Annotated in this window: 9 protein-coding genes; 5 read left to right on the top strand and 4 right to left on the bottom strand. The window is 31.8% G+C overall.

The genetic code is table 11. The features are described 5' to 3' along the window. Positions 1-11: 11 nt before the first annotated feature. Genes WAF17_RS04565 through WAF17_RS04555 form a run of 3 tightly spaced genes read left to right on the top strand, consistent with a single transcriptional unit; the run spans position 12 to position 3,128 of the window. Positions 12-1,556 (top strand): AAA family ATPase, encoded by a 1,545-nt coding sequence (locus tag WAF17_RS04565; protein WP_338766814.1) that lies wholly within the window; start codon positions 12-14, stop codon positions 1,554-1,556. Between the two features lie 11 nt (positions 1,557-1,567). Then, positions 1,568-2,086, top strand: a complete 519-nt coding sequence (locus WAF17_RS04560) for an NADH-quinone oxidoreductase subunit J (RefSeq protein ID WP_338766812.1) — start codon at positions 1,568-1,570, stop codon at positions 2,084-2,086. Between the two features lie 34 nt (positions 2,087-2,120). Beyond that, entirely contained in the window at positions 2,121-3,128 is a 1,008-nt protein-coding gene (locus WAF17_RS04555) for a hypothetical protein (RefSeq protein ID WP_338766809.1), read from the top strand. A 108-nt stretch (positions 3,129-3,236) separates the two neighbouring features. On the opposite strand, the gene WAF17_RS04550 is transcribed toward WAF17_RS04555, so the two are convergent. Together WAF17_RS04550 and WAF17_RS04545 are read right to left on the bottom strand one after the other, a co-directional pair. Continuing rightward, positions 3,237-4,391, bottom strand: coding sequence for a sigma-54 dependent transcriptional regulator (locus WAF17_RS04550; RefSeq protein WP_338766807.1), 1,155 nt, complete (start codon positions 4,389-4,391; stop codon positions 3,237-3,239). 306 nt (positions 4,392-4,697) lie between these two features. Continuing rightward, positions 4,698-6,476 carry a mechanosensitive ion channel domain-containing protein gene (locus WAF17_RS04545; protein WP_338766805.1) on the bottom strand — a complete coding sequence of 593 codons (1,779 nt, stop codon included), beginning with the start codon at positions 6,474-6,476 and terminating at the stop codon, positions 4,698-4,700. Positions 6,477-6,668: 192 nt separating this feature from the next. Between WAF17_RS04545 and WAF17_RS04540 the strand changes: the two genes are divergently transcribed. Continuing rightward, positions 6,669-8,201 carry a DUF4173 domain-containing protein gene (locus WAF17_RS04540; protein WP_338766802.1) on the top strand — a complete coding sequence of 511 codons (1,533 nt, stop codon included), beginning with the start codon at positions 6,669-6,671 and terminating at the stop codon, positions 8,199-8,201. Between the two features lie 97 nt (positions 8,202-8,298). Here WAF17_RS04540 and WAF17_RS04535 read toward each other — a convergent pair whose 3' ends face one another. Further along, positions 8,299-9,780: a hypothetical protein gene (locus tag WAF17_RS04535; RefSeq protein WP_338766799.1), complete on the bottom strand. Its 1,482-nt coding sequence runs from the start codon at positions 9,778-9,780 to the stop codon at positions 8,299-8,301. Positions 9,781-10,049: 269 nt separating this feature from the next. Here WAF17_RS04535 and thrS point away from each other — a divergent pair, with 269 nt between their 5' ends. After that, on the top strand, positions 10,050-11,993 hold the full coding sequence (gene thrS / locus WAF17_RS04530; RefSeq protein ID WP_338766796.1) for a threonine--tRNA ligase: 1,944 nt from the start codon (positions 10,050-10,052) through the stop codon (positions 11,991-11,993). 107 nt (positions 11,994-12,100) lie between these two features. On the opposite strand, the gene aroC is transcribed toward thrS, so the two are convergent. Further along, on the bottom strand, positions 12,101-13,183 hold the full coding sequence (gene aroC / locus WAF17_RS04525; RefSeq protein WP_338766793.1) for a chorismate synthase: 1,083 nt from the start codon (positions 13,181-13,183) through the stop codon (positions 12,101-12,103). Positions 13,184-13,189: the final 6 nt, after the last annotated feature.

The following is a 13,189-nucleotide window of genomic DNA, read 5'->3' as shown; positions in this document are numbered from 1 at the left end:
AAAAAAATAAAATGAAAAAATTACCAATAGGCATTCAAGATTTTGAAAAACTACGTACAGGTGGCTTTATGTATATTGACAAGACAGAAAAGATTTTTGATTTGGTCGATGGAGCAGGTTATTATTTTCTCTCTCGTCCTCGTCGTTTTGGTAAGTCTTTGTTAGTCAGTACATTAAAAGAGATATTTTCTGGGAAGAGAGAGCTTTTCGATGATTTATGGATTGAAGATAAAATTGAATGGAAAAAATTTCCTGTTTTGCATTTTAGTTTTACAGAAATAGATTACAAAAAATTAGGCTTGGAAAAAGCGATTGAAGAGAATCTATTTTATCATGCTAGTTTGTTTGAAATTACATTAGAAGCAAAAACTATCACTACTCAATTACAAGAATTAGTCAGAAAATTACACAAAAAATTTAATGAACGAGTAGTCATTCTAATTGATGAATACGACAAACCAATTATTGATTTTTTAGGAAAAGATGAAATTCATATTGCAGAAGAAAATAGAGATATAATGAAAAATTTTTATTCTCCTATCAAAAGTTTAGACCCTCATTTGCGTTTCTTTTTTCTGACAGGTGTTTCAAGATTTAGCAAAGTGTCTATTTTTTCGGATTTGAATAATTTGAATGATATTAGTCTAGAACATTATGCTTCTGATTTATTAGGCTATACAGAAAAAGAAATATTACATTACTTTTCTGATTATATTACTCTTATAGCTAAAAACAAGAATATTTCAGAAAAGGAATTAACAGATGAAATGCGTGAGTGGTATAATGGTTATAATTTTAGAGGAATACACAAGGTTTATAATCCATTTTCAGTACTTAGCTTTTTTAAAAGTCAAGAATTTAATAATTACTGGTTTAAAACAGGAACACCTACTTTTTTGATAAAATTACTAGCAGAAAATGAATATTATGATATTGAAGAAATAGAAACAAGTTTAAATGCCCTAGAAAAATTTGAAATTACTAACTTGAATCCAGTTACTATATTATTTCAGACAGGTTATTTTACAATTAAAGACCATTTAATGGCTGATATATATCTTTTGGGTTATCCTAATAGAGAGGTTCAAAACTCAATGAATCAACTATTATTAGCCGAATATGCAAAAAAAGAAACTACCGAAACAACAAGTTTATTATATCAAATAAAGAAAAGTTTTGATAAAAATCAGTTAGATAAAGTCTTTGTTTATATCAATGCGCTTTTTGCAGATATTCCTTATCAAATTTTTGAAGATAAAAAAGAAAGTTATTACCACAGTATTGTTCATTTGATTTTCAGTTTGTTAGGGTATTACACACAATCAGAAGTAAGTACCTCGGAAGGTAGAATCGATGCCGTCGTAGAGACAGAAAAATACATTTATATTTTAGAATTTAAAGTAGATAATACTGCCCAAAATGCAATCAAGCAAATAAAAGAAAAGAACTATTCAGAAAAATACAAATCTGAAAAAGAAAACGGTAAAACAATTTATATCATTGGGGTAGCTTGTAACGAAAAAACAATCAAAGAGTATTTAGTAGAACAAATTTAGAAAAACAGAAAATGGAGTACATAAAAGGTTTAAAAATCATTTTCGGAATAATCGTTATTCTAAGTGCTTTGAGTGTTTGGTATCAAAAGGAAGTTGTCAAGTCTTCGTTTTCTTTTTTGGCTACGATGCTTGGAGTAGCTGCACTTTTTGTTTTGGAAGGAGCTGATTTTGTAGCTGCAACACATTTGGCTATTTATGTGGGTGGAGTTGTAGTTCTGCTTTTGTTTGGGATTATGTTTGTTCATAAAATATCTGATGAAAAAATTATTTCTGATAAGCAGTATAAAATTTCAGGTATTTCACTTTCTATATTATTCGTTTTATTAATTTCTAGTTGGATTTTTAGAAATAATTTAACAGAGTTTATTCCTATTAGAGAAACTTCATCAAATACAGATAGTTCTACACTTGATGAAATAGCTCGTCTTTTTCTGACAGATTATATTATATTTTTTGAGTTAGGTGGGATTTTGCTCACAATTGCTCTCCTTGGAGTTGCTGTTTTGGTGGGAAAAGAAAAGAAAGTATAGTAAATGGTTTAACAGGTTTCTTGATGATAAAATTATGACTGATACGTGGATAATTGCTCAACTTTTGGCTCAAAGCTGTTGTTTTTTCTTACTTCTTATGGTCTTAAAGACAGTTTCTAGTATTATCAGAAAATGGAATATTTCTAGTAACGATGAAACTCAAATCAACCTTGAGAGGCGTACATTTTTGGTAGGAGCTGTTTTAGAATTAGTGCTTTTATTTCAGAGTTTTTCCTTGATTGCTTTTTTGATTACTATCAATGAGCATATCCCTTCGCTTTTGCGTGGTGCAATGTGTGCCACAGGTGCGTTAGAAGCAAATCAATACGGTTATCCTCTGCTTTATTTTAAGATAGGAAGTTTGTTTGTGTATAGTAGTTTTTTGTTTTTGCATTTTTTGGATAGAAAAGAACCCACCTATCCTCTTACTCCTCAAAAATATTATTTAGTTTTTCCTGCTTTTTTTTGTGTAAGTACCGAACTTATATTGATGTGTCTTTATTTTTGGAATATAAACCCTGACTTAATTGCAACTTGTTGTAGTGTTAGCTTTTTTAGTCAAGAAATAGATGCTACCAATTTTCTAAGCTCTTCCACTTTTATTAATGAAGGAGTTTTTATTTGGGTTCTTACTGGAGGTGTTCTAGGAATTTATTTAATCTTCAATTTAATTTCTAAAAGAGTAAAAGAGTCTCTTTTTTCTGCTTTTCTATTTTTTATAGTTGGTGTTTTTTATATTATTTTGAGCGTTTATGTTTTGAAATTCTTCTTTGTAAAATATATTTATGGATTGCCTTCGCATCTTTGTTTGTTTGATATTTTCTTTCAAAAATATAATTATATAGGTTATTTTATTTTCTTCAATTTATTTTTTATAGCTCTATTTTTAATAAATCAACTGATTTTTAGTTTAGTAAAATCTAAATTGAAAACAGATTATTCTACTTTTTGGAAGAACTATCAAAAGATTACCTTACTTTTCTTGGTTTTGTCTTGGGTTGTTCCTTGTCTTTATTATTTTTCGTGGGAGGGGAGTTTGTAGGAATAAAATGATTATTTTTCTTTACAATAAAAAAAATAATATCCCTATTAGCTAGTTTTTAAAACTAACTGATAGGGATTAATTAGTACGATAGAAAGTTATTATATTCTAAGCATGTTTCTTCACATCATCTGCAGTGATTGATTTTCCACTCATAATGATAAGTCTTTCAACTACATTTCGAAGTTCACGAATATTTCCTGTCCAGTCATTTTTTTGAAGTTCTTTTAGAGCTGCCGAATCGATTTTCTTTTTAGGCTCTCCATAATCATTTGCTATTTGGTCTAAAAAGTGTTCCACCAAAAGAGGAATATCATCTCTACGGTCGTTGAGAGCAGGAACTTTTATCAAAATAACACCCAAACGGTGGTACAAATCTTCTCTAAAGTTTCCATTTTTGATTTCTTCTTTCAAGTTTTTATTTGTCGCAGCCACCACACGAACATCAACTTTAATCTCTTTGTCGCCACCGACACGAGTAATTTTGTGTTCTTGCAAGGCACGTAAAACTTTTGCTTGTGCTGAAAGACTCATATCTCCAATTTCATCAAGAAATAAAGTCCCTTTGTCAGCTAATTCAAATTTGCCAATGCGCTGTTTGATAGCTGAAGTAAAAGAGCCTTTTTCGTGTCCAAAAAGTTCGCTTTCTATCAGTTCAGCAGGAATGGCAGCACAGTTTACCTCTACCAAAAGATGCGAAGAACGCTCACTTTTTTCGTGTAACCACTTAGCAACCAATTCTTTACCAGAGCCGTTTGGTCCAGTAATCATTACACGAGCATCAGTAGGAGCAACTTTTTCGATAGTTTCTTTTACATCATGAATTGCTTGTGATTCTCCGATGATATCAATCGTTTTAGGCACTTTTTTCTTTAGCGTTTTAGTCTCCGTAACAAGCTTTGTTTTTTCCATTGCATTACGAATTGTAACTAAAAGACGGTTCAAATCAGGTGGTTTTTCGATAAAATCAAACGCTCCTTTTTTGGTGCATTCGACAGCAGTTTCAATGTTTCCGTGAGCTGAAATCATAATAAAAGCATTTTCTCTACCTAGCTCAGTAGATTTTTGTAATACTTCTATTCCATCCATTTTTGGCATTTTGATGTCGCACAAAACTACATCATAATTATTGATAAGCAACATATCAAGACCTTGCTGTCCGTCTTTGGCTTCATCTATTTCGTATTTTTCATACTCCAAAATATCTCGGAGTGTATGACGAATGGCAGCTTCATCGTCTATGATAAGAATTTTTTTTGGCATAAGTTGTAATTTCTTTTTTAGTTGGATAAAAACACCAACAAGAGCGAGATGAAAAAATATTTTTTATAAACCTCAATTTTTAAAGCTATTAAAAGTTGAGTTTGTCAAAATACAATAAGAAAAGAGTTTTTACAAGAAAAAGTTTGAAAATTATAGGCTTAAAGAAGATTAACTATTTGCTTTTTCCTTCTCATTTTCTTTTTCCTCAAATTCTTCCTTGTCCTTTTTCAAAACACCATCAGTAGAAGTTTTAGAATTGATTTGAGAAGTTTTAGTTTTCTTGTCAATATTTTTATCTATAGTTTCCTATTTATGAATTAGTATTCTTTCTTTAGCTAGATAAGCACCATTTTCTAACTCGGCTACATATTTCAATAATTTTTCACGAACATCACAATGCAAATCCCAAGCTGTTGAAGGGTCTTTTGCACTACACAATGCACGCATTTCGATTCCTTCCTTCGAACTACCAATTACTTGTAATTTGGGTGGTTCTTTTTCATCGTAATTATCTGATTCTTTCAAAAGCTCTGAAAATTTACTTCTTACTTTTTCTACATCAATATAAAAATCTGTATAAATCATAATTGGTTTCATTAGATGTGGGTCATTCATAGACCAGTTTTCAAAGGGTTCAGTAATGAAATGTTTTAGGGGAATAATTACTCTTCTCTCATCCCAAGTTTTGATAATCAAATAGGTAAAACGAATATCTTCTACTATTCCATATTGGCTTTCAAAGTAAATAGTATCACCTATTCTTGCTGGTTTTGTGATAGCAATCTGCATTCCTGCAATTATGTTTCCCAACGTACTTTGTGCTGCAACACCCAAAACAACCGTAGCTACACCAGCCGAAGCCATTAAAGAAATACCTAAGTTCTGAAGAAATTCAAATTGAGAGAGAACAAGACCAACACCAACAATAATAATGATGAAAGTAAAGACACGACGAGCAACTGAAATATGAGTCAGATAACGCCTAGATTCTAAATTTTCCTCTTCTGAAATATCTCCAACTTGTGTTTCAGCAATTCTGTCAATTGCATATTCGATAATTCTCAAAATTAACCAAGTAAAAGAGCCAATCACAACAATAAGCATAGCAGCATAGAAAATAGGCGAAAATGAGCCAGAAATAGAAAGGAATTTGTTCATTATAAAATAAAAACTCAACACACTTGTTGCAAGTGCAATCGGAGTTGCTATTTTATCTCCTATTTCATCTACCCAAATTTTGTCAGATTGAGCAACTAATTTGTTTATCAAAAAAGCAATCAATTTTCCAAGCAAATAACATAAGAGCGCAAAAACTATCAAACCAATTAGTTTCCAAACCTGTATGCCTAAAATTTCGAATTCTCCCCATTTAGGAACAATACGATCTAATTGTGAAGGACCATGTTCTTCGTATAAAAGCTCTATATTCTCAACTGTATTAGCAGAAATTACCCATAAAGGAGCTTCTTTTTCTATCTTTACTCTATCCAAAAGTAGAGGAATAGTTCTTCCATCTAAGGAAAGAGAGCCAAAACGAATACTTTTTTGTGCTTTTCCTGCAATAGATTTATCACCTGCATTTCCTTGATTAATCTGTCCATCTGGTCGGTCTGGCAAATCGTCCCAATTAATGCTAATTCGTTTATTCATTACATAGTATAGCTTTTCAGCAAGAATAATAGCTTTTTCAGTACGAATTTTCTCTGGAATTAAATTTAGATTCAATACATAGGCAGCCGACTGGAAGTCTTTCTCTTTACAAGAGGATAAAAAATGTTCCATGGCAGCCTGTGGAGTTTGTCGATTTATAAATTCTCCAGACTTTGATACTCCTTTGTTCAGTTCCTTTATGTTGAAATAATAATCGCTATATTTTCCTATAAACGAACGGTCATTTTGTTCTTGTAAAAGGGTATCAACTACAAATTCTTTTAGGGGTAGTTTGTCTTTTTTCTTGTTTTTTGAGCTATCTTGTAAATTACTGTCTTGAGCAAAAACCGAAAAAGTAGAGAGAAAAAAAGTTATGAGGACAGTAATAAAAAATGAAGAGTTGAAAGAGGACTTGTAGTGAGTAAAAAATGTCATTACAAAAGGAGTTAGTTTAAAAAATTGTATTACATTTGATTTAACAGAGTTTTGGAATGATAGTTTAAAATCTTTTCTTCTAAGAAAGAATTCTTTTAGTGTTACTCATCAGTATCTTAAAGACTTTTTTTTATGTAATTTTATTCTTTACTCTCATTGTTAAGAAAATAGATATTAAAAAACCATCTCCTAATGAAATTGAAAGCTTTTAAAAGTCTTATAATACTTCTGCTTTTAGTAATTTTCAATGCCCTTTTTTGGAATGAAATGTTGGGCTTAAATCTATTCATATTTTCGAATTTATTGATAGGGACTTTCTTATTCTTCCATAAACAGAGTTTTAAATCTAAATATGTTAAGATAGCCATTGGTTGCTCCTTTATTACAGGAATTGCTGTACTTATTCATAACTCCATAATCAGTAAAATTGCTCACATTATATCTTTTTGGCTGATGTTAGGCTTTTTTCAACAAAAAAGTCTTCGTTTACTTTCTTCAGCTTTTTGGAGTAGTTTGGTAGCACTGATTTCTGTACACCTTTCCTTTTTAGAGCAAATTAGTTTTATCAAAACTCCTGCTACTCTTTCAAAATCTTCTACTCGCAAACTTCGTCTTCTAGTTATTCCTTTAGCTGTTTTTATTTTATTTTTTGTGATTTTCAAGATAGCTAATCCAGTTTTTAATAAATTGACAAATAATCTTGGGAATAAAATCTTTGATGTTCTGAGTAGTCTTTTTATTGATTTTTCATTTGTAAAAGTTCTATTTCTACTCCTTGGAGCTGTTATAATTTTGGTAAGTCTTGTAAAACGTGAAACTACTCTTATCGTTGCGCTATGGGAAAGTATGAAAACAGATATACTAAGAAGAGAATCAAGTAGAGAAAGACGAGTAACAGAAATGGAACTACTGGAAACGCAAAAAGAAACTACTTTCAAAACGATGGATTTGAAACAAGAATATCAAATCGGAATACTATTGATTGCAATGGTTAATGCTTTACTTTTAGTTGTAAATGGTATCGATATTAATTTTTTGTGGCTAAACTTTGACGTTGATGAAGCTGGAAATCTAGCAGAATTAGTTCATGAGGGAACGTATATGTTGATAATCAGCATTTTCCTTTCTATGGGAATTTTGATGTATTTTTTTCGCAAAAACCTAAATTTCTATATCAAAAATGACTTACTCAAAAAGTTGGCTTATGTTTGGATTTTTCAAAATGCAATTTTGGTTATTTCGGTAGTTATCAGAACGTACTATTACATTATCGAACACGGATTGGCTTACAAAAGAATTGGTGTTTTGCTCTTTTTGGCTTTAACCACTTATGGATTGTTTTCTTTATTTGTGAAAATCAAGGAACACAAATCAAGTTTTTATTTGTGGAGAGTAAATAGTTGGGCAACTTATGCGATGCTCGTTTTTATGGCTTGTGTAAATTGGGATATGTTGATTGTCAAATATAATATTGAAAAATGTAAAACAGCAGAAGGCAAAGCTAAAATCGATGTAGGATTTATGGTAAGTCGTTCAGACCAGACGTTGCCTATTCTCTTAGAAAATCGTCAGTATATTGAGGATGATATGAAAAGGTTATATAGTAGGAACAAACCACATTTAGACTGGCGTATTGAAGATTATTTGGAAGAACAAAAAAAATACTCTTGGGTTTCTTGGAATTATGCTGATGCTAGTACAGTGAGTTTATTGGAAGAGGAATAAGCCGTTTTTAACGATGCTTTTGGATTAACAACGGCTTATTCTCATTTTTGGAATATGAGAAAGAAGATAGTACAATTTCAACAATAAGATAGAAAACCTAAAAACTTTCTTGCCAAACAGAATATTCTTTTTTCTCTACAGCTTTATATAAAATTTTACCACTACTAATATATATATATAAACCATATTTTGGGTTTATATCAGATGTATCAACGTCTTTTTGTTCGATATTGCCATCACTTATTGTTTCAAAAAGGAATGTATTTTTTCCTTTTTTTAATAGAAGAAATATTTTTTCGTTGAATACTTCTGTTCGAATGATACGAGTATAACCAAAATCATCTAACAATCCAATCAATTTAACTTCAGCTTTAGGCATTATTCCTGTCAGAGTAACTTTAATAGCCTCTGAATGTATTTTATTTAATGACTTTGATTCTATATTGCCTGTCGATAAATCTACTGCAAGAGTAACAACATTTCCTAAAATTTGATTTTTATTATTTGGACTTATATAGAATGATGTTAGCATAATTGACAAATCAGGCATTAAATTTAGTCCAGTTGAAAACTCTTCAGCAACCAATGTTATTTTGTTGTCTTTAATATAAGAAGCTACAAATTTTAATCTCATATTTGGATTCATAAATGAAGTATCATCTTTCATTTTTAGGGAATACATTTTTTCCCAATCATAAGTATATATTTGAGTTTGCTTGCCATTATCATCATATTTACCTACAAATACACCTTTTGAATCCTTAGCATCAAAAAATAAACCTGACAAAACAACTCCATCTGTCGTTCTTTGAATGTTACTTGGCATTAAAGTTCCTTCATTATGAATAAGGTCTACTTCTTTCTTTAACTTGCCATTGTTTTTATCAATAATAAAAAATATTCTATTTGATTCTCCTTCTTTAATTTTTGCTTTTTTTGTTGAAACTATAAATACTGAGGCATCTGAAACTTCAACTTGTTTAATTTCATAAGAACCTTTTTCAGGAGTTATTTTATTTGTCCAAAGAGTTTTACCTGCATTACTAATTCTTCTGCTCATTATTCCGTATCGAAGTTTATTGATTTTATACATACTAAATATATAAATTTCATTATTATTTTCTACAACATTTAATGAACCTGAAAGTGGAAAATATGGGCTAACTCGTTCAAAATAGAATTTTTGTTCTTCTTTAGTTACTTCTATTCTTTTATCACTCTTTATATTTCCATCAAAGTCGATCTTTAGTAGCCTAATAAAATCTATATCATAAAATGTAAGATACAAAGCATCCTTAGTAATAATACTTCCTTTATCTTGAAGTGATGATTGATATTCTATCTTTAATTTAGTTGTTTTTAGTAACTTACCACTAGGATTATGAATGTATATTTCATAATCAGTAAAATCTCCTTTTTCATAACTAAATGTGTATAAGGATAATATATTACCTGTAGGAAGATTTGTTACTGATGTTAGAGAACATTTTGAACAGTTTTCAAAACTAATTTTTTGAGAATATACATTGTTAAAAAAAAATAACGTAAAGAAAGCTAAAAGAACTAATTTGTATTTCATTTTGAATAAATAATAGTAGATAATAAATTTTACTTAGAATAAATTTCAACAAATATAGATATTTTTTAATTCAGTTATAGAAGAATAAAAAATAATTCTACCATTCTACATTTATTTTATAGATATTTGTAGTCAAGCCTCGTTGACGGCTGCATTTGAGCCTCAACGACGGTTTAAAATAAAAAGTCAAGGAATTGTAGCTTTGATTTATTTCTAACCCTCTCAAAAAAACAGGTTGTTGCATTTGTAAGTAATGACCAAATTATCTTATGAGCCAAATTAATGTAACTCTTCCAGACGGAAGTATCCGAAATTATCCACAAGGCACAAATGCCTTTGAGGTAGCACGTAGTATTAGTGAAGGACTAGCAAGAAATGTACTTGCAGCCGAAGTAAATGGAGAAGTATGGGATTCTACCAGAGAATTACCAGAAAATACAGCCTTAAAACTTCTTACATGGAACGATGACGACGGAAAAATGGCTTTTTGGCATTCTTCTGCCCACCTTTTAGCCGAAGCCTTAGAAGCACTTTACGAAGATGTAAAATTTGCTATTGGCCCTCCTATCGAAAACGGTTTTTACTATGATGTAGATTTTGGAGAAAAAACATTTTCTTCTGACGATTTGCCAAAAATCGAAAAGAAAATGAAAGAACTTGCCAAGCAGAAAAACGAATTTGTAAGAAAAGAGATTTCGAAAGCTGATGCAATTTCTTATTTCACAGAAAAAAATGACCCTTACAAATTAGAAATGATTGAAGCCTTAGAAGATGGCAAAATCACTTTTTATACACAGGGAAATTTTACAGATTTGTGTCGTGGACCTCACATTCCACATACAGGAACTGTAAAAGCAGTAAAATTATTAAGTGTTGCAGGTGCATATTGGCGTGGCGATGAAAACCGTCAGCAACTCACACGTATTTATGGAATTACATTTCCAAAAGAGAAAGAATTAAAAGAATATTTAGAGCAAGTAGAGGAAGCCAAAAAACGAGACCACCGTAAATTAGGAAAAGAACTAGAATTATTTACTTTTTCCGAACGTGTTGGTTTGGGTCTTCCTTTGTGGTTGCCAAAAGGCACAATGCTTAGAGAGCGTTTAGAGCAGTTTTTGAGAAAAGAACAAGTAAAACGTGGTTACGAACCAGTAGTTACGCCTCATATCGGACACAAAAACCTTTATATTACTTCTGGACACTACGAAAAATATGGCGAAGATGCTTTTCAGCCTATCAAAACACCATCAGAAGATGAGGAATTTTTTTTGAAACCAATGAACTGTCCTCATCACTGTGAGATTTATAAGACAAAACCACGTTCGTATCGTGATTTGCCTTTGCGTTTGGCAGAGTTCGGAACAGTGTATCGTTATGAGCAGAGTGGAGAGTTGCACGGACTTACTCGTGTACGTGGGTTTACGCAAGATGACGCTCACCTTTTCTGTACGCCAGAGCAGGTAAAAGACGAATTTAAAAGTGTTATTGATTTGGTGCTTTATGTTTTTAAAGTATTTGGTTTTACTGAATATTCAGCGCAGGTTTCGCTTCGTGACCCAGAAAATAAAACAAAATATGTAGGCGATGATGCAAACTGGGATTTGGCAGAACAGCAAATCAAAGAAGCAGCCGAAGAAAAAGGTTTGCCTACGGTTATTGAGTATGGAGAAGCTGCATTTTATGGACCTAAATTAGATTTTATGGTACGTGATGCGATTGGTAGAAAATGGCAGTTAGGAACAATTCAAGTAGATTATAATCTTCCAGAGCGTTTTGAGTTGGAATATACAGGTTCTGATAATAAGCCACACCGTCCAGTAATGATTCACCGTGCGCCGTTTGGTTCGATGGAACGCTTTGTAGCTATTTTGATTGAAAGTACAGCAGGAAATTTCCCCCTTTGGCTTTCTCCTGACCAGCTTGTTGTCTTACCAATTTCGGAGCGTTTCAATGATTATGCAAAAAATATTGTACAGAAATTGCGTGAAAGTGATATTCGTGGTAGTGTAGATGAGCGCAATGAAAAAATTGGTCGTAAGATTCGTGATGCAGAAGTTGCCAAAACTCCTTATATGCTTTTGGTTGGCGAAAAAGAAGTAGAATCAAATACTATTTCTATTCGTAAAAAAGGCGAAGGCGATTTGGGTACGATGACTGTTGAAGAATTTACAAATCACTTTATTAGTGCCGTTGATGCTGAATTAGCTGAATAAATAACAGTTGATTTTTAAGATTATGTAAAACCTACTAAGTTTCTTTTATTAGAAATTTAGTAGGTTTTTTTGTTGAGAATATTCATAATCTGAATATAAACTTTAAACTACTTATTAACCTCATTTCTCAAATAAAAATCAGCAATCACAAGGGCAGCCATCGCTTCTACAATCGGAACAGCTCTAGGGACAACGCAAGGGTCGTGTCTTCCTTTTCCCGAAACAGTAACTGCTTTTCCTTCTGCATCAACACTTTCTTGGTCTTGCATCAGCGTAGCGACAGGCTTGAAAGCAACTTTAAAATTAATTGCTTCTCCATTGCTGATTCCTCCTTGTATTCCTCCCGAATGATTGGTCTTTGTACGAACTTTACCGTTTTCGTCTGTATAAAATTCGTCATTATGCTCTGAACCTTTTAGTTTTACACCTTCAAAACCACTTCCGTATTCAAAGCCTTTTACAGCATTTATACTTAGCATTGCTTTTCCCAATTCAGCGTGTAGTTTATCAAAAACAGGTTCTCCCAAACCGACAGGCGTATTTTCTATCACACAAGAAACAACTCCACCGATTGTATCGCCTTCATTTTTGATTTTTTCTATCAAGTCAATCATTTTATTTGCCGTTTCTTTATCTGGGCAACGAATGATATTTTCTCCTTTTTTATTATAGGCATCAAAATCTAATTCTGCATAGTTTTTAGTTAGCTCAATATCTCCCACTTGAGAAACATATCCTTGAATAGAAATTCCTTTAGATTTTAAGAAAAGTTTTGCCACTGCTCCTGCTGCCACTCGTGCTGCCGTCTCTCTTGCCGAACTTCTGCCTCCACCTCTATAATCTCTATTTCCGTATTTTTTTTGGTAGGTATAATCTGCGTGTGAAGGACGGAATTTGTCAGCAATATGTGAATAATCCTTGCTTTTTTGGTCTTGATTAGGAATGAAAATAGCTAAAGGTGTTCCTGTTGTTTTTCCTTCAAAAACTCCAGATAAGATTTGTAGGTCATCTTTTTCTTTGCGAGGAGTTGTTATTTTGGATTGCCCTGGTTTTCGGCGTTTCATTTCACTTGCCAAGAAATCCAAATCTATCTCTAAACCAGCAGGGCAGCCGTCTATGGTAACACCAATTCCTTTACCGTGAGATTCTCCAAAAGTAGTAATTCTAAAAATATGTCCGAATGTATTCAAAGTGAG

Origin of the sequence: Bernardetia sp. ABR2-2B, from assembly GCF_037126435.1 — a bacterium.
Classification (GTDB): Bacteria; Bacteroidota; Bacteroidia; order Cytophagales; family Bernardetiaceae; genus Bernardetia.
Note: the sequence above shows the minus strand (reverse complement) of the source record. Positions and strands in the feature narration are given on the sequence as shown.

Bases quoted from the DNA above. Each gene is read 5' to 3' on its own strand.
- WAF17_RS04565 (WP_338766814.1), top strand. From the start codon at position 12: ATGAAAAAATTACCAATAGGCATTCAAGATTTTGAAAAACTACGTACA.
- WAF17_RS04560 (WP_338766812.1), top strand. From the start codon at position 1,568: ATGGAGTACATAAAAGGTTTAAAAATCATTTTCGGAATAATCGTTATT.
- WAF17_RS04555 (WP_338766809.1), top strand. From the start codon at position 2,121: ATGACTGATACGTGGATAATTGCTCAACTTTTGGCTCAAAGCTGTTGT.
- WAF17_RS04550 (WP_338766807.1), bottom strand. From the start codon at position 4,391: ATGCCAAAAAAAATTCTTATCATAGACGATGAAGCTGCCATTCGTCAT.
- WAF17_RS04545 (WP_338766805.1), bottom strand. From the start codon at position 6,476: ATGACATTTTTTACTCACTACAAGTCCTCTTTCAACTCTTCATTTTTT.
- WAF17_RS04540 (WP_338766802.1), top strand. From the start codon at position 6,669: ATGAAATTGAAAGCTTTTAAAAGTCTTATAATACTTCTGCTTTTAGTA.
- WAF17_RS04535 (WP_338766799.1), bottom strand. From the start codon at position 9,780: ATGAAATACAAATTAGTTCTTTTAGCTTTCTTTACGTTATTTTTTTTT.
- thrS (WP_338766796.1), top strand. From the start codon at position 10,050: ATGAGCCAAATTAATGTAACTCTTCCAGACGGAAGTATCCGAAATTAT.